The 16,748-nt window shown below is 69.5% G+C and carries 22 protein-coding genes; 6 read left to right on the forward strand and 16 right to left on the reverse strand.

Annotated elements, in window-relative coordinates:
* Positions 1-73: 73 nt before the first annotated feature.
* The 14 genes from G7Y54_RS05430 to G7Y54_RS05495 all read right to left on the reverse strand — a co-directional run bounded on the left by G7Y54_RS05430 (position 74) and on the right by G7Y54_RS05495 (position 9,109).
* Positions 74-508 carry a hypothetical protein gene (locus tag G7Y54_RS05430; RefSeq protein WP_165078269.1) on the reverse strand — a complete coding sequence of 145 codons (435 nt, stop codon included), beginning with the start codon at positions 506-508 and terminating at the stop codon, positions 74-76.
* 26 nt (positions 509-534) lie between these two features.
* A complete protein-coding gene (locus G7Y54_RS05435; RefSeq protein WP_165078270.1) occupies positions 535-1,521 on the reverse strand; it encodes a major capsid protein in 987 nt (328 codons plus the stop codon).
* Positions 1,522-1,649: 128 nt separating this feature from the next.
* On the reverse strand, positions 1,650-2,132 hold the full coding sequence (locus tag G7Y54_RS05440; RefSeq protein ID WP_165078271.1) for a hypothetical protein: 483 nt from the start codon (positions 2,130-2,132) through the stop codon (positions 1,650-1,652).
* A complete protein-coding gene (locus G7Y54_RS05445; protein WP_165078272.1) occupies positions 2,101-2,442 on the reverse strand; it encodes a hypothetical protein in 342 nt (113 codons plus the stop codon). The genes G7Y54_RS05440 and G7Y54_RS05445 overlap by 32 nt, the downstream gene beginning before the upstream one ends.
* Positions 2,439-4,205, reverse strand: a complete 1,767-nt coding sequence (locus tag G7Y54_RS05450) for a portal protein (RefSeq protein WP_241159384.1) — start codon at positions 4,203-4,205, stop codon at positions 2,439-2,441. The genes G7Y54_RS05445 and G7Y54_RS05450 overlap by 4 nt, the downstream gene beginning before the upstream one ends.
* Before the next feature lie 11 nt (positions 4,206-4,216).
* Positions 4,217-4,420: a hypothetical protein gene (locus tag G7Y54_RS05455; protein WP_165078273.1), complete on the reverse strand. Its 204-nt coding sequence runs from the start codon at positions 4,418-4,420 to the stop codon at positions 4,217-4,219.
* Positions 4,417-4,959: a hypothetical protein gene (locus G7Y54_RS05460; protein WP_165078274.1), complete on the reverse strand. Its 543-nt coding sequence runs from the start codon at positions 4,957-4,959 to the stop codon at positions 4,417-4,419. Before G7Y54_RS05460 ends, G7Y54_RS05455 begins: the two co-directional genes overlap by 4 nt.
* Positions 4,956-6,299 (reverse strand): hypothetical protein, encoded by a 1,344-nt coding sequence (locus tag G7Y54_RS05465; RefSeq protein WP_165078275.1) that lies wholly within the window; start codon positions 6,297-6,299, stop codon positions 4,956-4,958. Before G7Y54_RS05465 ends, G7Y54_RS05460 begins: the two co-directional genes overlap by 4 nt.
* A gap of 10 nt (positions 6,300-6,309) precedes the next feature.
* On the reverse strand, positions 6,310-6,555 hold the full coding sequence (locus G7Y54_RS05470; protein ID WP_165078276.1) for a hypothetical protein: 246 nt from the start codon (positions 6,553-6,555) through the stop codon (positions 6,310-6,312).
* Positions 6,555-6,947, reverse strand: coding sequence for a DUF2730 family protein (locus G7Y54_RS05475; RefSeq protein ID WP_165078277.1), 393 nt, complete (start codon positions 6,945-6,947; stop codon positions 6,555-6,557). Before G7Y54_RS05475 ends, G7Y54_RS05470 begins: the two co-directional genes overlap by 1 nt.
* A 12-nt stretch (positions 6,948-6,959) precedes the next feature.
* Positions 6,960-7,337, reverse strand: a complete 378-nt coding sequence (locus G7Y54_RS05480) for a hypothetical protein (protein WP_165078278.1) — start codon at positions 7,335-7,337, stop codon at positions 6,960-6,962.
* Positions 7,337-8,020, reverse strand: coding sequence for a glycosyl hydrolase 108 family protein (locus G7Y54_RS05485; RefSeq protein WP_165078279.1), 684 nt, complete (start codon positions 8,018-8,020; stop codon positions 7,337-7,339). The genes G7Y54_RS05480 and G7Y54_RS05485 overlap by 1 nt, the downstream gene beginning before the upstream one ends.
* A gap of 257 nt (positions 8,021-8,277) precedes the next feature.
* A complete protein-coding gene (locus tag G7Y54_RS05490) occupies positions 8,278-8,868 on the reverse strand; it encodes a Mor transcription activator family protein (RefSeq protein ID WP_165078280.1) in 591 nt (196 codons plus the stop codon).
* Entirely contained in the window at positions 8,855-9,109 is a 255-nt protein-coding gene (locus G7Y54_RS05495) for a hypothetical protein (RefSeq protein ID WP_165078281.1), read from the reverse strand. The genes G7Y54_RS05490 and G7Y54_RS05495 overlap by 14 nt, the downstream gene beginning before the upstream one ends.
* A gap of 254 nt (positions 9,110-9,363) precedes the next feature.
* On the opposite strand from G7Y54_RS05495, the gene G7Y54_RS05500 reads away from it, so the two are divergent.
* The 3 genes from G7Y54_RS05500 (at position 9,364) to larC (ending at position 11,923) form a co-directional block, all read left to right on the forward strand.
* Positions 9,364-10,041, forward strand: a complete 678-nt coding sequence (locus G7Y54_RS05500) for a helix-turn-helix transcriptional regulator (RefSeq protein ID WP_165078282.1) — start codon at positions 9,364-9,366, stop codon at positions 10,039-10,041.
* A gap of 323 nt (positions 10,042-10,364) precedes the next feature.
* A complete protein-coding gene (gene larB, locus G7Y54_RS05505) occupies positions 10,365-11,039 on the forward strand; it encodes a nickel pincer cofactor biosynthesis protein LarB (protein ID WP_165078283.1) in 675 nt (224 codons plus the stop codon).
* Entirely contained in the window at positions 11,036-11,923 is an 888-nt protein-coding gene (larC, locus tag G7Y54_RS05510) for a nickel insertion protein (RefSeq protein WP_165078284.1), read from the forward strand. Before larB ends, larC begins: the two co-directional genes overlap by 4 nt.
* A 98-nt stretch (positions 11,924-12,021) precedes the next feature.
* Here the strand turns inward: larC and G7Y54_RS05515 are convergent, their stop codons facing one another.
* Complete coding sequence (locus G7Y54_RS05515) at positions 12,022-13,233, reverse strand: iron-containing alcohol dehydrogenase (RefSeq protein ID WP_165078285.1); 1,212 nt, start codon at positions 13,231-13,233, stop codon at positions 12,022-12,024.
* Between the two features lie 162 nt (positions 13,234-13,395).
* On the opposite strand from G7Y54_RS05515, the gene G7Y54_RS05520 reads away from it, so the two are divergent.
* The 3 genes from G7Y54_RS05520 to G7Y54_RS05530 are packed head-to-tail and all read left to right on the forward strand — an operon-like array spanning position 13,396 to position 16,041.
* Positions 13,396-14,712 (forward strand): cytochrome ubiquinol oxidase subunit I, encoded by a 1,317-nt coding sequence (locus tag G7Y54_RS05520; RefSeq protein WP_165078286.1) that lies wholly within the window; start codon positions 13,396-13,398, stop codon positions 14,710-14,712.
* Positions 14,713-14,714: 2 nt separating this feature from the next.
* Positions 14,715-15,740 carry a cytochrome d ubiquinol oxidase subunit II gene (gene cydB, locus G7Y54_RS05525; RefSeq protein WP_165078287.1) on the forward strand — a complete coding sequence of 342 codons (1,026 nt, stop codon included), beginning with the start codon at positions 14,715-14,717 and terminating at the stop codon, positions 15,738-15,740.
* Positions 15,730-16,041 (forward strand): hypothetical protein, encoded by a 312-nt coding sequence (locus G7Y54_RS05530; RefSeq protein WP_241159385.1) that lies wholly within the window; start codon positions 15,730-15,732, stop codon positions 16,039-16,041. The genes cydB and G7Y54_RS05530 overlap by 11 nt, the downstream gene beginning before the upstream one ends.
* Positions 16,042-16,202: 161 nt before the next feature.
* On the opposite strand, the gene G7Y54_RS05535 is transcribed toward G7Y54_RS05530, so the two are convergent.
* Positions 16,203-16,610 (reverse strand): thioesterase family protein, encoded by a 408-nt coding sequence (locus tag G7Y54_RS05535; RefSeq protein WP_165078288.1) that lies wholly within the window; start codon positions 16,608-16,610, stop codon positions 16,203-16,205.
* Between the last annotated feature and the right edge of the window lie 138 nt (positions 16,611-16,748).

A 16,748-nucleotide genomic window follows, 5' to 3' on the forward strand; every position in this document is an offset into this window, starting at 1 on the left:
CAGGCTGCGGATTTTGCGGGTTTCGGCGCCGGGGCGGGCTTGCGGCCGCGCCCCGGACGGGAAGGGGCGGCGCCTACTTTTTCTGGAGCGCCGGCTCCCAGGGCAGATCATCCTCGCGCATCAGGGCCGCGAAGATGCGGCCCTTGCCGATGGTCGTGCCCTCCTTGGGCACGGGCGTCAGCGTGAGCCGCAGGAAGGATTCGCGCACGCCCTGCGGCAAAAAGCGCGGCCCGAGGCGGGCGCCCAGGTTGAGGGCGTCCCCGGGCACCGTCCACGCGGCGCCGGGCACGGCCGCCCAGTCCGCCGCGTCGGCGGATGCGGCCTCCTCGAGCGCGAGGGCGAGGGTCGCCACCTCGGCGGGCTCAAAGGCCTCGGTGACGGAGATGCGCAGCGGCATGGGTTCCATGCGGCCCGGCAGCGTGAGCGCGGTGAGGGCCACGGGATCGCCCGTGACGACGCCGGTCAGCGGACCCTCGAAAAAGATGCAGGTGCGGTCGATGATCGCCATGATGCCTCCTTGGGCTTGGGGTGAAGCTAGATGACGGCCTCTTCGGAAGAGATGGCGTCGCACTGGCGCACGGGGCGCCCGTGGAGCACGGGCACGGCGCGGGCGTCGAAGAACTCGCCGTACTGGAGCTGCACGTTGCCGGCGTCGGAGTTCTGGAGCTCCAGCGCGGTGAGCACGTCGCTGTTGGCGTACCAGACGGCCTTCTGGCGCAGGTGCTGGGGCATGCGGTTCTTGGCCTCGATGGTGAGCTTCTGGAGGTCCACAAAGCCGCCCTGGCCCTTGCGCTTGGAAAGCGCCGCCACAGGCACGTTGGCCACGCGCACCGCGGCGCGCCAGTCGCGCACGGCGAGGCCGCAGCGCCAGTTATATTTGTCGCCCACCACCTGGTACTTGCGGCCGTCCGGGTCCTGCGCCATGTAGGCGTTGAGGTCTTCGTGGGAGAGGCCGCCGGCGCTGCCGCGCGGGTAGATGCCGTGCACGGCCTGGGCGCCCCACGCCACCAGCCAGAGCGACGTGCAGGCCGTCTCGCGGCCGCCCGCGTCGAGCACGTTGTTGGCGTCCGCCGCGGGGTAGCGCATGGCGAGGCCGTTGAACTCGTCGGGATTGACGTTGCTGTCGCCATAAAACAGCGTCGCGGCCACCTTCTGGCGCATGGCCTCGGCGAAGGCCACGCCCTCGCTCATGCGGAAGGCGCGGTCGCGGCCGCCGTAGAGACGCAGCTCCTCCACGTCCAGCTCCATGATGGCCTCGAGGATGCCGCAGCTTTCCTTGACCTGGCTCCACTGCGACTTGGAGGGCGGCGTGCCCTGGTAGAGCCGGCGCCAATACACGGCCGGCAGGCCGGTGCGGATGCGCGTCAGGTGGCCGTCGGACTGGTTGGCCTCCATCCACGGCACATCGTCCATGATGTCGTTGGTCTTGTTCATGAGCTCGATGATCTGCCCGGCCTTGCCGCCGCGGTAGAACTGCTCCATTTCGGCGAGCGTGGCCACGAAACCGAGCGTCTGGGACATGTGGGCTCCTTCTTGGATTGGTATTGTGGGTTGGGATGCGTCCCTGCTGCACTTGCTGCTTCTGAAATGCCGAAATTATCCTCGCTGGCATTCCTTCGCAGCTCCTGGCTTGAGCGCTTTCACCCCTTTTACGAATGCCAGTTGGGATACATGCGCTCCTCCAGAGGGGCGAGGCCGCCTTCAGGGGTGCCGGGCGCGGGCACGTCCTCCATCACCGCGTCGGCGAGGCGGTTGAAGAAGCGCACGATGTCCGGGTGATTGCCGTAGCCCGAGCTCTCGAGCAGGCGCCCGATGCGGCCGCCCGTATCAAAGCGCCCGAGGGCGAGCTGCGCGCGGGCCACGCTGGCCTCGAAGCGCTCGCCGCCGAGCTCGGGGTCGCGCGCCACCTCGTCCCGCCAGGCTTCCACGCGGGCGCGCCACTGCTCGCGCTGCGCCGCCTCGTGCCGGCGGAGCACGCCTTCCAGCCGGGCCGCGTCGTCGGCCGCGCCGGCTTCGGCCACGGGCGCGGCGCCCTCCCGCGGGGCCGCATCCGCCTCACCGGGCACGAAGCCCGGCAGGGGGATGTCGGGCGCTTCGGCCTCAGGCCCGGTTGCCATTTCCGTCACTTCCATCATCGTCCTCCCGTGTGCGCAAAAGGTTGGGGAAATGCGCCGGATCCGCGGCTTCCAAAAGGCGCAGGAGCCGCATGCCCACCTGCCTGGCGCCCTCGGCGAAGAGCAGGCGCTCGGCCAGGGGGGGCGCCCCGGGCGCCGGCGCCTCGGCCTCGAAACAGCGGCACAGGGCGAGCAGCCAGCGCAGGAAGGCCCGGCCCTCCGGCCCTGCCATGAGGCCGTTCACCGCCACGGCAAGGCGCGCCTCCTGCCGGCGAAGGACATCCTCCGGCCCGGGCGCCGTCTCCTCCGCGAAGATGCCGGCGCTCATGGCCGCGCCTCACCATGCGCCCCCGCCTCGAGCAGGCGCGCGAGCGCGTCAAGGGCGCTTCCCTCCGTACCGTCGGGGAGCGTCAGCTGGCTTCGCGCCAGCCGCTCCACCATGCCCGTGGCCTCGCCGGCCAGCTTGAGCGCCTCGCCCTGGCCCGCGCTTTTGGCGCGCTCCTGTCGCAGGGCGTCGCGCTCCTCCTGCGGGCGCGTGAGGCTCACGGGCAGCCCCAGGCTGTCGGCGTAGGAATCGAGCAGCCTGTCCACATTGAGGCAGTCCAGCGCCTCGGGCCACGCGCCTGCCGCGCGCCGGGCCATGTCGAGGAAGCGGTCGGCCGCGCCCATGCCCACGATCTTCTGCGCCTGCGCGAGCAGGGAGACGAATTCCACCTTGAGGCGGCGCCCGGCGAGCTCCGGCGGCGTGGGCGGCAGCATGTCGAGCTCGCGCATGAGCTCGAAGGTGCGGTCGATGAGCGGCAGGAAGAGCTCGTCGTGCAGCCGCTCCAGCACCGGGCCGATGAGCACGAGCTTTTCCTCCTCGCGGGCCGCGATCTCGCTGGCCGTGACCTGACTGCGGCCCTCCAGCACCAGCTTGAAGAGGTCGTTGTACAGCCCCTGGCGGATCTGGTTCTGCACCGATTCCATGGCTTTGCGCGCCGTGGCGAGGTCGGGCCGCACCTGGAAGAGCGGGGTGGCCGCCTGTGGGCTCTGGCCGGGCACGCTGTCCACGTAGTTGATGGCCCCGGGCGTCAGGTCGAGCCCCACCGAGCGCAGGCCCGCGGCCACGCTCATGGGCGGGTCCACGGCCTTGTGGATGGCCTTGAGCGTGGTTATGCCCATCTGTTGCAGCATGCGGCAGTCGGGCAGGGCGTCCATGGCCGGCGAGCGGCCGTAGACATCATTGCCCGCCGCGTCCCAGCGCGGGCCGAAGCCCGGGAAGGCCCGGAAGCCGGACACGCGCAAGGGATGCGCGCCCTCGCGCCCCTCCAGCCAGTGCAGGGAGGCGAAGGCCATGGACGCGGCGTCCACGCGGCCGGGGCGCCGCTCCGCCCGCGGAAAGACCGCCTGGGCCACGGCGAAGCGCGCATCCGGCGTGCGGGAAAGCGCGGCGCGCATGTCTTCCGGCAGGGCCTCCGGCCCGAAGGCCGCGGCCATCTGGCGCAGGCTCATGAAGACCCGGCGGAAGACCGTGTCCACCCGGCGGCGCTCGTTCACGTCCAGCGCGTACTCGCCCGCGCAGAGCGGCACGAAGCTGAAGCCCCAGCGCGGGTCGGCCAGCTCGAAGGCGAAGGCCGTGCCGAAGGTGCCGAGCTCCGCATAGAGCGTGTGCATGACGTTGTAGAAGTTGGAACGGTGGAAGACCACGCGCATGCGCGAGGCGCATTCGTCGAGCCATTCCTGCCCCTGCCGGCTTTTGGCGAGCTCCGCGTCGTCGAGCGAAAGGCGGAACCACGGCCGCGCCGGGCTCGTGAGGCCGCCCTGCAGCCCGGCCGCGAGCACCCGCATGGCGAGGATGCCCGTGGCGTCCACGAGGCGGCTGTTGAGCATGGGGCCGCGCTCCTCGCCCGCGCGCTCCCGCTCCGTGTCCAGCCTGAAGCGCGTGGGCAGGAAGTGCTCGGCGAGGCTCTTCCACGCGCCTTCCCACGGGGCGCGGCGGCGCAAAAGCTCGCGGTGGCGGCGCGCGAGCCTCGCCACTTCCGCGCGCAGGCGGCCGCCGCTCTCGCCATCCTCCGCGGCCCCGCCGTCCGCACAAGCCTGTGTGCGCATCCTCTCCTCCTTCATTGGCCGAGCAGGGTCTTGCGTTCCTCGCTGCGGGCCCGGGCCAGCGGGCTCGTGGTGATGGCGCCGCCGATGCCCGCGGCCTTGGCCGCCTTGTCGCGCTGGTTCTGGCGCGCCGCCGTGGCCGCCTCGGTGACGGGCTTGGCCACCTCCTGCTTGGGCGCGGGCGTCACTTCCGGCACGCTGGGCGTGCTTGAGCTCATGCCTCCTCCAAATCCCATGATCCCTCCTTGGGTGTATGCGTGTGGTGCGCGCGGGCCGCCCACTCCGCCCGGGAGAGGCTGACCAGCACGCCGTCCACAAAACGGCCCTTGCGGGCGTAAAAGCAGGCCCCGGCGAGGCGCCCGAGCACGCGGAAGCCGCAGGCCCCGGCCAGCCGCCACGCATGGCGGTTGGGCACAGGGCAGATGCCGGCGATGCCGGAGCACTCCGTCTCCCGGAAGATCCAGGTGAAGCCGCCGGCCGCCATGGCCGGGGCCTCTCCCGCGCTCTCCCTGAAGGTCGTGAAGTCGAATTCCAGCAGGTTGCCGCGCCAGGGCGTGAACAGGCCGCAGGCGCAGAGGCGCCCCAAGGCGTCCTCGCAGCGCAAAAGCAGGCCCCGGGCCGTCACCTCGCGCCAATCGTCCAGCGTGGGCTCGGCGAAGGCATACATGGCGCAGCCGAGCAGCCCCTCGCGGCGCATGCGGAGAAAGGGCTCGTCGCGCTCGGCGTCCGTGACGGCGGGGCGATAGCTGAAGTTCATGGCCGGCCTCCCTGCTCCCCGAAGATGTCGTAGCCCGTGCGCGCCCGGCCCGGCGCGAGGGCCCCGGCGGCGCTCCCGGGCCGGAAGCCCGTGGCCGCATAGCGCAGGGCGTCCGCCGCGTGGCTCGTCCAGTCATGGAGCGGGCCCGTGGCCTCGCCGTGGCGCCGCCACTGGCGCCGGTAGGCCCGGAGCGCGCGGATGCCGGCGGCGCAGTGCATGGCATCGAACCAGAGCCGCGGGATGCGCCTGCGCGTGGCGTCGATGCCGTCCGCGAGCGAAAGGCCCGGGGCCACGCTGAAGCGGATGCCGAGGGCGGCCGCGCTTTCGAGGCGGCTCTGCCCGGTGCCGAGCTCGCGCACGCGGATGTCGCGCGGGGCGATGTGCTCCCCGTAGACGAAGCCGCGCCCGGCTATCCCCGAAAGGTCCGCCGGCGCCGGGGAGCCCGCGGGCTGCGCCTTGAGCCCGAGCACCCGCGCATAATGGGCGAGCCCCTCGCCGCCGGCCTCGTAATAGTCGAGCATGCGCCACGCGCCCGAGGGCTCGGCCTGGAAGAACCAGATGGCCGTGGCGTCGTCCATGCCGAGGTCCCACGCGGTATGCACGGGGAGGGCCGGGTCCGGCGCAAGGCGCGTGATGCGCCCCTCCCCCTCGGCGGCGTCCAGCAGGGCCGCGTAATAGGCCCCGCGCAGGGCGGCCGCGAAGGAGCACTCGAACTCCTGCCGGTATTCGCTCTCGTCCATGGCGCGCCGCGCGGCGGCCAGCTCCGCCTCGGGCAAATAGCCCGTGGCCGAGGCCGGAAAGCGGAAGCGCGACCACAGCCCCGTGGCGTCGGCACCGGCCTCCTGCCACACGTCATGGAGCAGGTTTTCCGTGCCGCGCGGCGTGCCGCAAAAGAGCGCCCGGCCCTCCCGGTCGGCCAGCATGGGCCGGAAGACCTGGCTCCAGACGCGGCGCTCCATGTCCGCCGGCTCGTCCAGCACGAGGTCGTCGAGGTAGAGGCCGCGCAGGGCGTCGGCGTTTTCCGTGCCCACGAGGCGGATGCGCGCGCCATTGGGCAGGATGCAGCTAAGCTCGCTCTCAAGGAAGCGCGTGCCCGTGACCGCCCCGGCGAAACGCCGCAGGTAGTCCCAGGCCACGGCCTTGGCCTGCCCGAGGAAGGGCGCGGCATAGACGGCCCGCCAGTCCGCGCCGCCGCGCCGGAGCGCCTCGCGGATGAGGTCGTTGATGGCGGCCACGGTCTTGCCGAAGCGGCGGTGGCAGAGGAGCACGCAAAAGCGCGTGCGCTCCTCATGGAAGCGGCGCTGCAGCGGGCGCGGCGTGTAGGGGATGACACAGGGCATGCGGCCTTCCTCACTCCGCCTTTGGCGGCGTATCCGCCCAGACCACCACGAGCCGCGGGGGCTCGGCCCGGGTATGTTCCGCCCCGTCCCCGAGCGCGCGCAGCAGGGCGTGCACTTCCTTGAGCTCGCGCACCACGTCGAGCCCCTTGTCCGCCACCGGCGCGGCGTCGAGGGTGTCGGCGAGGAGGCCGAGGCGCCGCTCCAGCCGGGCGAGCAACTGGCGCTCCTGCGTTTTTTTGGTGGCGCGCGCGGCCATCAGCGGCGCCGCCCTTCGGCCGGGAGCTGCCCGAGCCGGTCTTCCTGGCGGTCGAGGCCGTGCTCGAGGCGCGCGAGCAGCCTGTCCAGCCCGGAAATGCGGGCGTTGAGCGCCTGGATCTCGCCGCGCAGGGCCGCGAGCTCGCCGTGAAGCGCCGCCATGTCGCCGGCGGCGGGGAGCTCGCGCACGCGCTCCTCCAGCGCCACGAGGCGCCCGTTGAGCTCCGATTCGCTACGCGCCTCGCGCTGGAGGTGCAGCAGCCACTCGTCCGAGCGCACGAAGGCGCGCCTAAGGCTCCACAGCGCCAGCGCGAACAGCCCCTGCACCGCGAGGATGAGAAGGGACGCGCCCCCGCCGCCGAAAAGCCCCTGCCAAGCCTGTGCTGTCAGCATGGTATCCCTCCTTCAGAAGCCCAGGCCGAGCATGCCCAGGAGCACGGTGAGAATCTGGTCCAGCGCCGAGGGGGGCAGGTGCCGCTCCAGCTGCGGGAAGAGGATCGGTATGACGATGAGCCGGCCGGCCACCTCCCACGCGAAGAGCAGGGTCAGCACCCAGCCGAGGAAGGAGCGCCAGAGCCTGAGCCGGCTTTGCGGGGCGCCCTCGATCTCGGCGCTGTTGATGCGGCCCTGCGCCTCGTTCTGGCTGGCGCGGCCGGTGAGCACGCGCTCCGAGGCGCGGGCGAGCTCGCCGGCGATGCCCTTGTCCCCTCCCTTGCGGCCGAAGAGGCCGCCGAGCACGCCGCCGGTAAGCGTGCCCAGCGCCTTGCCGAGCATGGCCCACATCAGAAAGCCCCCCTTTCGAGCTCGCCCAGATAGTCGGCGAGGGCCGCCACGCGGTTGCGCCAGCCCTGCACAAAGGCCTTCATGGAGGGGCGGCGCGCGGCGAGTTCGCGATAGAAGGCCTCGCGCTGGCGCAGGGCCTGCCGGGCCGCGCGGAAGGCGAGATCCACCCCGGCGAGCGCCTCTGCCAGTTCGCGCGTTTTCGGGCCCATGAGGCCGTCTTCGGCGATGGGGCTCCAGTGGTCGAGCTCAGCCTCGCCCACAAGGTTCATGGCCCGCTGGAGCTGGCGCACGGCGCGGCCCGGCCCCATGTTCACCGCCCCGTCGTAGAGGGTGACGGCAAGGGGCAGCGGCAGCCGCTGGCAGCCGAGCTTGTCCCAGAACTCCCGGCGGAAGAGCGCGGCGGCCTGGGCCTGGGTGCAGGCGCGGATGTCGTCGGCGTCCACATCGCCGTCCATGTCGAGGTCGAGCGACTGCCACGCGCAGGTGCCGGCGGCCGGGCGCGGGCACGAGGCGCAGTCGCGGGCGAGGCGCAGGCATTCCTCCCGGGCCTCGCGGGCCAGATCCTGCACAAAGCGCAGGGAAACGCCGTGGTTGGTGAGTCCGCCCGGGTCGGCGGGATGGTCGGAAAGGCCTCCCTCCCAGCGGGCGGTGAAGGCATGGGCCACGGAAAAGGCGTCGCGCATGGTGTGCTCCCGAAAAAATATTCCGTTACGATGGCGGGCCGGATGCCGCCCTGTGCGGCGCCCGTGGGAGCAAGGTGCCAAAAAGAAAGCGCGGCGTAAGAGTGAAGCCTTTCACCAGCGGCAAATACAGGACCGGCGCGGCTTTTGCGGCGCGGACGGGGAGTTTTTGGGCTGGGGGACACGAAAAAAGCCCGCGATGCCGCGGGCTTGAAAATTTTGAGGGAGTGTTTTCGGGGCAGACTTCCTGAAGCGGAGCCTCAGTTCTCCGCACGCTCCGGGGCGCCTTGCGTCAGCCGGCGCAGGGCCTTGGCGCCGCGCGGCGCGGACGCCGTGGTCTTGAGTATCTGCCAGATGCGCCGGTCGGAAAGGCCATAGCGCCCGGCGAGCGCGGCCACCGCGTTCACGCTGCTCATGCCGCGGCCCGCGGCGCGGCTGAAATCGCGGATGATCTCCTGCTGCCGGAGGCGCCCGAGCACGGCCCGGCAGGTGGGCACATAGAGCTCGGTGCCGCCGTAGCGCGCCACCAGCCGCTCCGTGCACGCGGCGCCGAGGCTTTGGCGCAGCCGGTGCCCTGGCGGGGGCACCGACGCGGGGATGCGCAGGGTCCGGCCGCCGTATGTCATGAGCACGCGCTTGAAGCGGTCAAGGTCGTCAAGGGCCGCCCAGAGCTGGCGCGCGCCCTCGGGGAGGTGCGGCACAAGCTCCTCCCACTGGCGCACTTCCTCGTCCCTGTCCTGCGCCCGGGCGCTGCGCCGGCGTGGCGCCGGCGCGCCCGAGGAGACACTCCCCGCCCGCCATGCGGGAGAGACGCGGCCCCCATGGCCGCCGGCCCGCTTACTGGAGCACATGGCAGGCCCCCTCCGGCGCGGGCAGGCTCATGCGGGCGCCCGCAAAAGGCTGCGCCGGGGCGCCCTGCCCGGCAGGGCCATACCCCGGGGCCTGGGACGCCCCGCGCGCCGCCAGCTCGGCCAGCAGGTGCAAATGCCGCTCCGCCAGGCGCAGGGCCGGGCGTTCAGGCCCGCCCGCCTCCAGTTCCGCCAGCACCGCGCACACGGCGCGCATGCCCTCATACATACAGCTCTCGTCCATGTGTCCACCTCTTCGCTCGTTCTCTGCCCGCACCTGCCGCCACGCCCGCAAGGAAAAGTTTCAGCATGCTGCGGCCACAGGAGGCCGCCCGAATCCTTGCGCTTTGCCTGTGGGCGGTATATCTTCTTCCCCGTCGGGACGGCGTGGATCAGTATTCTCAAAGTTTTCCTTTTTTTGCAAAAGAAAAATTTTCAACTTTTCCATAAGGTTTGCGCCAAGCCCGCCGAAACCTTGAGGAAAAAAACGGTTATCCTATGAATTCCACCCCGCCCACCGCCCAGGCCTCGGCCTTTGCCGCGCGCCTACGCCAGCGCCGGGCCCAGCTCGGCCTGCGCAAGCCGGACGTGGCCACGGCCGTGGGCGTGAGCCTGACCACCATCCAGCAATATGAGAACGGCCAGTTCCCCCGCGGGGAGCTCGCCATGCGCCTCGCCGACACCCTGCGCTGCACCCTTGACTGGCTTTTGGCCGGCCGCGGCGACCCCGAGGGCGGCATCGTGGACACGCCGGAAACGCGCCTCGTCATGGTGCCCATGGTGGAGGCCCGGCTTTCCGCCGGCACGGGCAGCTTCGAGACCGGGGGCGAGGTGCTCAGGCACTACGCCTTCCGCTGGGACTTCCTGCGACGCAAGGGCAACCCCGCGCGCATGGCGCTCCTTCGCGTTTCGGGCGACAGCATGCAGCCGCTCATCCTGAACAACGACGTGGTCCTCATCGACCAGTCCCAGAACGACCCCATCCCCGGCCGCATCTACGCCGTGGGCGTGGAGGACATGGTCTACCTCAAGACGGTCAACGCCGTGCCGGGCAAGATCATCCTGACGAGCGTCAACCCGGACTATGCGCCCATCGAGGCGCCCACGGACGAGCAACTGGCCGACCTTGTGCGCATCATCGGCCGCGCCGTGTGGGTGGGGCGCGAGCTGGAATAGGTGTTTTGCCTTTCCATAAACCCTGATGTACATATTTCAAGCCGATGTGGCGATGGAAATGCAGCCGCCTGTCTGTTGCCCTGTTACGCCGAAATTATCCGTCAAAAACAGCCTTTTCGGCGCTGGCTGCGTCAGAGAAAAATTTCCTTGGTCGAGTACTTAAGTACACTCCTGCGGAAATTTTTATCTTCCTTGCCAGCGCCGAAAAATCTTATTTTTTAGGATTCTTCCGGCACCAGCATCCGTCTTCCGCTTCGCTCCAGACGGAATCTGGAATTTTCCTTGCCGCAGGTTTGCAAAAAGACTTTTCACCCGGAGACCACATGGATGCACCCAAGGCCGGGAATCTCCCCGGCATCCTTTTCGACCATGCCCGGCGCGCGCGCATCGGCCTCCCCGAGGCCGTGTTTTGCGAGGGCAAGACCCGGGAGGCGCTGCTCGCGCTCTTGCGCCGCTTCCCGCGCGGTTCGGGCGAGGCCATCCTGTTCACGCGCCTTGCGCCGGACATCTTCGCCAGTTTTCCTGAAGATGTGCGCAGCGGCTATGATTATGACCCTGTCTCGCGCACGGCCTTCGGCGACCGCATGCCCGAGCGCCCGGGCGCCAGCGTGGCCGTGGTCTCGGCCGGCGCGGCCGACGCGCCCGTGGCCCGCGAGGCGGCGCGCACGCTCTTGTATCTCGGCATCCCGCACACGCTCTTTGAGGACTGCGGCGTGGCCGGCCTGTGGCGGCTCACGGAGCGCCTGCCCGAGATCAACGCCCACAGCGCGGTCATCGCCGTGGCCGGCCTCGAGGGCGCGCTCGCCAGCGTGCTCGGCGGCCTCACGCCGCTCCCGGTATTCGCGGTGCCCACTTCGGTGGGTTACGGCGTGGCGCGCGACGGCGCGGCGGCCCTCACCGGCATGCTCGCCAGTTGCGCGCCCGGCGTGGCGGTGCTCAATATCGACAACGGCTACGGGGCGGCCTGCGCGGCCGCCCGGGTGGTGAACCTCGCATGAAGCACGACCACGAACATCCGCACGGCCACGGCCATCATCACCAGCACGAACACGACCCCGGCGAAACCGGGCACGGCCGCGTGCTCACCATCCGCAGCCATTCGGGCCTTTCCGGCGACATGCTGCTCACCGGGCTCGCGCTCATGAACGCGGCCGCCGACACCGAAGCGCACAGGGAAGCCGGCGCTCCCGCGCCCGTGGGCACCGCGGCCCTTGTGGACGCGGCCAACGGCCTGCTCGCGGAACTGCTGGCGCCGCTGGCGGCCGCCGTGCCCGCGCTCGAAGGCTGCGTCAGCCTCGTGCGCAAGGAGGTGGCCGGCATCGGCGGCTGGCATGCGCATGTGCGCCTGCCCGAGGCGCACGAGCACCGCACTTTCGCCCACATCCGCGAGCTCATCGAGGCCACCGGCCTCACGGAGCGCGCCCGGCATCTCGCCCTCGACTGCTTCGCCCTGCTCGCCCGCTGCGAGGCCGAGGTGCATGGCAAGAGCCCGGACGAGGTCTGTTTTCATGAGGTGGGCGCCCTCGACAGCATCCTCGACATCTGCCTCGCCTGCGCCCTTTTCGACCGCCTCGCCCCGGCGCGCTTCGTGGTGGGGCCGCTGCCGCTCGCCGACGGCAGCGTGCTCTGCGCCCACGGCCACATCCCCGCGCCAGCGCCTGCCGTGCTCGCCCTGCTTTCCGGCGTGCCCGTGCGGCCCTTCGCCGGCGCCCCCACGGCCGGCGAGCTCGTCACGCCCACGGCTCTCGCCCTCTTGCGCGCCTTCGCCTGCGATTTCGGGCCCTGGCCGGCCTTTCGCGTCACGGCCACGGCGCTCGTCTACGGCAGCAAGGTCTTCCCGGGCACGGCCAACGGCGCGGTCTTCGCCGTGGGCATGAACTAGGCCCGCAGCCCGCTTAAAAAGCGGCGCGCCGGCGGTCAGCGGAACCACCGGCGCGCTTGTTGTTTCAGGCTACGCGCGGGCTGCAGCGTATCGCCGCCTTAATCCAGCGTCTTCATGGACACGCGGTAGATGGTCTCGATGCGCTCGGGCGTGGCGTCCACGGGCGCCATGGAGAGCAAGAGCCCCAGGGAGGGCGTGGTCCGCGTGAGCTCCACGAGGCGCGCGATGTCGCCCTCGCCGAAGCCCTCGGCGGCCAGCTTCTCGGGCACGTTGACGGACTCGAGCCACTGCTCCACCCCGGAGGCCGCGGCGTGGGCCTCGGCCGGGATGCCCTTGAGGCCGGGCACGATGGGCTCGAGGATCTGCGCGAGCACCGGCGCCGAGGAGGGATAGATGAGCTCCACCACGGCGGGCACGATCATGGCGAGGCCGAGGCCGTGGGCCAGTTCCGGCTTGACCGCGCTCAGCGGGTGCTCGAGGGCGTGGGTGTAATGCAGCAGGCCGTTGTCGAAGCTCACGCCGGCGAGCAGGGCCGCATAGGCGAGGAAGTAGCGGGCCGTGAGGTCGCCCGGGTTTTCCTCCGCCGCCGGCAGCCAGCGCGCCACGAGGCGGATGCACTCGCCGGCCAGCAGGATGGCGAAGGGATTGGTGGCCTTGGAGGTGGCGGCCTCGATGCTGTGGTTCACCGCGTCGATGGAGACATAGCGCGTCTGCTTGGCCGGGAGGGACGCCATGAGCGCCGGGTCGTCGATGGAGTACCACGGGTAAAGGCACTCGAAGGCGATGGCCGGCTTGTAGTTGAGCTTGGTGATGGTGGCCACGGCGAAGCGGTTGGCTTCGCTGCCCGTGCCGTGGGTGAGGTTGATGACCACGATGGGCGCGGCCTTCTCCGGGGCGAAGGCACCGGTATAGAGCTCTTCCGCGCTCTTGCCGGGATTGGCGAGCAGCACGGCCGCGCTCTTGCCCGCGTCGATGGGCGAGCCGCCGCCGATGCAGATGACGGCCGTGGCGCCGTTGTCGCGGCCGAGCGCCGCGGCCTCGTCGATGGAATCGGTCGTCGGGTTGGGCGTCACCTTGTCATAGAGGGCGATCTTGATGCCGTGGGCCGCGCAGGCCTTCTGCACATGGTCCCACGCGCCCGTGCGCTTGTAGGAGCCGCCGCCCGTGACGCAGAGCACGCTTTTCACGCCCTTGCGCGCGAGCTCGGCGGCGATGAAGTCCATCTTGTCGATGGCGCCCACGCCGAGAAAGACCGTGGTCTTGACGCGGATTTCCTTCACTTCATTGATATTGACGCTTTCTTCCCACATGGGGGCCTCCTTGTGCGGCAGGGGAATGGCTTGTGAAAAAAACAGCAACGGTAAACTTGCGCCAGCCCGCGCCGATTGTCAAGCCGCGCCGCGCATTGCCATCCGGGCCGGGGCATGCTAGGGATTTCAAGGCAAGTTTTGCTTCCGTAGCAGGAGGACGTTATGGATGTCGTGATGCTTTCACGGCTGCAATTCGCGGCGACGGTTTTCTTCCATTTCATCTTCGTGCCGCTCACCCTCGGGCTGTCCGTCATCCTCGTCTGGATGGAGACGCGCTACGCCATCAGCGGGGACGAGTTCTGGAAACGGCAGGTGAAATTCTGGGGCAGGCTCTTCCTCATCAACTTCACCCTGGGCGTTGTCACGGGCATCACCCTGGAGTTCCAGTTCGGCACCAACTGGTCGCGCTATTCCGAGTATGTGGGCGACATTTTCGGCTCGCTGCTCGCCATCGAGGCCACGGTGGCCTTCTTCCTCGAGTCCACCTTCATCGCGGTCTGGCACTTCGGCTGGAACAAGCTCGGCCGCAAGGCGCACTGCGTCTGCATCTGGCTCGTGGCCATCGCGAGCAACACCTCGGCCTTGTGGATCATCCTCGCCAACGGCTTCATGCAGCACCCGGTGGGCTACACCATCAATGACGCCGCCGGCCGCGCCGAGCTCACCAATTTCGCCGAGGTGGTGTTCAACAGCTACGCCTGGGGCGAATACGCGCACACCATTCTGGCCTCGTGGACGCTGGCGGGCTTCTTCGTGCTCGGCGTGTCGGCCTGGCACCTTCTGCGCAAGAGCCATTCGGACTTTTTCCACCGCGCCTTCCGCATGATCGCCCCCTACACGCTGGTGCTGGCCATCATCCTGGCCTTCAGCGGCGACCAGCAGGGCAAGGCCGTGGCCGAATACCAGCCCGTCAAGCTGGCCGCCATGGAGGCCCACTGGCACACCGGCAAGAACGTGCCCTTCTATCTCTTCGTCTGGCCCGACCCGGCCAACGAGAAAAACAGCGTGGAGATCCTCGGCATCCCGAGCCTGCTTTCGTGGATCGCCTATGACAATATGGACGCCGAGGTGAAGGGCCTGCTCGACTATCCGCCCTCTGACTGGCCGCCGGTCTCCGAAGTGTTCTGGTGCTTCAGGAGCATGGTGGCCCTGGGGCTGCTCTTCATCGCGCTCGCCATCGCCGCCACCTGGCAGCGCAGGCGGGTGGACATCTGCCCCTGCCTGCTCAAGAGCCTCGTCTGGAACGTGCCGCTGCCCTACATCTCCATCATGCTCGGCTGGTCCGTGGCCGAGATCGGGCGCCAGCCCTGGATCGTCTACGGCCTCATGCGCACGTCGGACGCGGTCTCGCCCGTGCCGCCCTCGAGCGTGGGCATCTCGCTTCTGGGCTTCATCGTGGTCTATTCCATCCTCGGCATTCTGGACATCTACCTGCTCCGCAAATACGCGATCAAGGGCCCTGACGCCCAGGAGGCATAATCATGCTCGAAACCATCTGGTTCGTCCTCTGGGTCCTGCTCTGGGCCGTGTATTTCGTGCTGGACGGCTTTGACCTCGGCCTCGGCGCCCTCATGCCCGCCGTCGCCAAGACCGAGGAGGAACGCCGCATGGTCTACAACGCCTCGGGCCCCTTCTGGGACGGCAACGAGGTGTGGCTTATCGCGGCCGGCGGCGTGACCTTCGCGGCCTTCCCCAAGGTCTATGCCTACATGTTCAGCACGCTCTACGCGCCGCTCCTGCTCCTGCTCTTCGCGCTTATCCTGCGCGCCGTGTCCTACGAGTTCCGCAACAAGGTGGACAGCCCGGCGTGGCGCGCCATGTGGGACATCGTGCACTTCATCGTCAACCTCGCGGCGTGCCTGCTTCTGGGCGTGTTTTTCGCCAACCTCTTCATGGGCATCCCCTTTGACGCCAACGGCGTGTATCAGGGCAACCTCCTGAAGCTGCTCAACATCTACGGGCTCGCGGGCGGGCTCTTCTTCCTCGCGGCCTTCATGATGCACGGCGCCATCTGGCTGACCATCAAGAGCCGCGACGAGCTCCAGACTAGGGCGCTGGCCGCCGCCGGCGTGTGCTGGGTGGCCGTGGCCGTGCTGCTCATCGTCTTTTTGGTGCTGACCTTCTTCTGCACCAACATCTTCGGCAATTACCTGCGCATGCCCTGGCTCATCGTGCTGCCCGCGCTGGCCGTGCTGGCGCTGCTTGCGGTGCCGCGCATGCTCAACAAGGGCCACCTCTGGCTCGCCTGGAGCGCCAGCGCGCTCTTCCTCATCTGCGTGACCTTCTTCGGGGTCATGGGCATCTATCCCAACATGCTCATTTCGAGCATCGAGCCCGCGGCCACGCTGACGGCCTTCAACGGCGCCTCCACTTCCAACACGCTGGAGATCATGCTGGTGGTGGCGCTCGTCATGGTGCCCATCGTGCTGCTGTACCAGTTCTGGATGTACCGGCTGTTCTCCAAGCCGGTGACCCGTGAAGAGCTGGAAAGCGACCATGCCTACTGAGACCGGCGGCGCCGGGCGGAAGACTTCCACCGCCCGGCGCCGGGCTCTTTGGCCCCGGCTGCCCGCGCGCTTTCTGGCGGCCGCGCTCCTCGCGCTGGCCCTCACGGCCTGCGGCCCGCCCCGGCCCCTCACCTTTGAGGAGCGGGAAGCCTACATGGCGAAGCAGCAGTGCGAGCAGGAGGCCACCAACATGGCCGGCTCCTCCTGGGGCGGCAGCAATCCCTACTGGACGGACTATTTCGTCATGTGCATGAACCGCTTCGGCATCTCGGGCGCGGCGCTCGACCGCATGTGGTATTGAGCCACCCGATTTTTAAAAGCAAAAAGCCGGTCATCTGACCGGCTTTTTGCGCGCCAGAAGCTGCGAGCCAGTGAAGCCTGTCGCGCGGCGGCCGCGCGTGTCGGGCGCCGCTCACCGCTGCATCTTCCTTTGTCGGGGCCGCCCCGCCACGGTGCCGGTTTTTACGCCGCACCGCCCTTGGCCCGCGTCCGGGCCTCGAATTTCTCTTTTTCCACCACCACGCGCCTGTGCAGCCCCTCGCCGATGATGCCGGCCTCGTCCCGCGCCTCGACGCGGAAGGTGAGGCCCTTGCCATTGGGGGAGACCTCAAGAAGCTCGCAGACGAAGGTGACGCGCATGCCGAGGGGCGTGGCCGCCTTGTGCGCCACGTCCACATGCACGCCCACCGTGGTCTCGCCCGGGCCGAGCAGGGGCTGCACGGCCTCCACGGCCGTAGCCTCCATGCCCGCGATCATCATGGCCGTGGAAAAGACGCTCACCAGGCCGCTGCCCACCTCGCTCGCCAGGTGGCGTTCTTCCACAAGATGTGTCATTTCGCCCCGGATGCCGGGGCGCAAGGCTCGTTCCATCAGTTCCCCCTTTCATGGCCGGTTCGTCGCTGTACCGGACCACTATCCGGGCGCTTCGTCCCCCCTGTCAAGCGGGCCCGCCTTGACGGCCCCGCCGCCATCCGGCACCATCTTCCGGCGCCCCGCCATGAACCGCGT

Source organism: Desulfovibrio sp. ZJ746 (assembly GCF_011039155.1).
Lineage (GTDB): Bacteria > Desulfobacterota > Desulfovibrionia > Desulfovibrionales > Desulfovibrionaceae > Desulfovibrio.

What these genes read in the sequence shown, in the direction of transcription:
- G7Y54_RS05445 (WP_165078272.1), bottom strand. Translation starts at nt 2,442, where the DNA reads ATGAGCGCCGGCATCTTCGCGGAGGAGACGGCGCCCGGGCCGGAGGAT.
- G7Y54_RS05500 (WP_165078282.1), top strand. Translation starts at nt 9,364, where the DNA reads ATGAATTCCACCCCGCCCACCGCCCAGGCCTCGGCCTTTGCCGCGCGC.
- G7Y54_RS05455 (WP_165078273.1), bottom strand. Translation starts at nt 4,420, where the DNA reads ATGAGCTCAAGCACGCCCAGCGTGCCGGAAGTGACGCCCGCGCCCAAG.
- G7Y54_RS05490 (WP_165078280.1), bottom strand. Translation starts at nt 8,868, where the DNA reads ATGTGCTCCAGTAAGCGGGCCGGCGGCCATGGGGGCCGCGTCTCTCCC.
- G7Y54_RS05515 (WP_165078285.1), bottom strand. Translation starts at nt 13,233, where the DNA reads ATGTGGGAAGAAAGCGTCAATATCAATGAAGTGAAGGAAATCCGCGTC.
- G7Y54_RS05495 (WP_165078281.1), bottom strand. Translation starts at nt 9,109, where the DNA reads ATGGACGAGAGCTGTATGTATGAGGGCATGCGCGCCGTGTGCGCGGTG.
- G7Y54_RS05535 (WP_165078288.1), bottom strand. Translation starts at nt 16,610, where the DNA reads ATGGAACGAGCCTTGCGCCCCGGCATCCGGGGCGAAATGACACATCTT.
- G7Y54_RS05470 (WP_165078276.1), bottom strand. Translation starts at nt 6,555, where the DNA reads ATGGCCGCGCGCGCCACCAAAAAAACGCAGGAGCGCCAGTTGCTCGCC.
- G7Y54_RS05450 (WP_241159384.1), bottom strand. Translation starts at nt 4,205, where the DNA reads ATGCGCACACAGGCTTGTGCGGACGGCGGGGCCGCGGAGGATGGCGAG.
- G7Y54_RS05435 (WP_165078270.1), bottom strand. Translation starts at nt 1,521, where the DNA reads ATGTCCCAGACGCTCGGTTTCGTGGCCACGCTCGCCGAAATGGAGCAG.
- G7Y54_RS05485 (WP_165078279.1), bottom strand. Translation starts at nt 8,020, where the DNA reads ATGCGCGACGCCTTTTCCGTGGCCCATGCCTTCACCGCCCGCTGGGAG.
- cydB (WP_165078287.1), top strand. Translation starts at nt 14,715, where the DNA reads ATGCTCGAAACCATCTGGTTCGTCCTCTGGGTCCTGCTCTGGGCCGTG.
- G7Y54_RS05530 (WP_241159385.1), top strand. Translation starts at nt 15,730, where the DNA reads ATGCCTACTGAGACCGGCGGCGCCGGGCGGAAGACTTCCACCGCCCGG.
- G7Y54_RS05480 (WP_165078278.1), bottom strand. Translation starts at nt 7,337, where the DNA reads ATGTGGGCCATGCTCGGCAAGGCGCTGGGCACGCTTACCGGCGGCGTG.
- G7Y54_RS05430 (WP_165078269.1), bottom strand. Translation starts at nt 508, where the DNA reads ATGGCGATCATCGACCGCACCTGCATCTTTTTCGAGGGTCCGCTGACC.
- larC (WP_165078284.1), top strand. Translation starts at nt 11,036, where the DNA reads ATGAAGCACGACCACGAACATCCGCACGGCCACGGCCATCATCACCAG.
- G7Y54_RS05465 (WP_165078275.1), bottom strand. Translation starts at nt 6,299, where the DNA reads ATGCCCTGTGTCATCCCCTACACGCCGCGCCCGCTGCAGCGCCGCTTC.
- G7Y54_RS05460 (WP_165078274.1), bottom strand. Translation starts at nt 4,959, where the DNA reads ATGAACTTCAGCTATCGCCCCGCCGTCACGGACGCCGAGCGCGACGAG.
- G7Y54_RS05440 (WP_165078271.1), bottom strand. Translation starts at nt 2,132, where the DNA reads ATGGAAGTGACGGAAATGGCAACCGGGCCTGAGGCCGAAGCGCCCGAC.
- G7Y54_RS05475 (WP_165078277.1), bottom strand. Translation starts at nt 6,947, where the DNA reads ATGCTGACAGCACAGGCTTGGCAGGGGCTTTTCGGCGGCGGGGGCGCG.
- G7Y54_RS05520 (WP_165078286.1), top strand. Translation starts at nt 13,396, where the DNA reads ATGGATGTCGTGATGCTTTCACGGCTGCAATTCGCGGCGACGGTTTTC.
- larB (WP_165078283.1), top strand. Translation starts at nt 10,365, where the DNA reads ATGGATGCACCCAAGGCCGGGAATCTCCCCGGCATCCTTTTCGACCAT.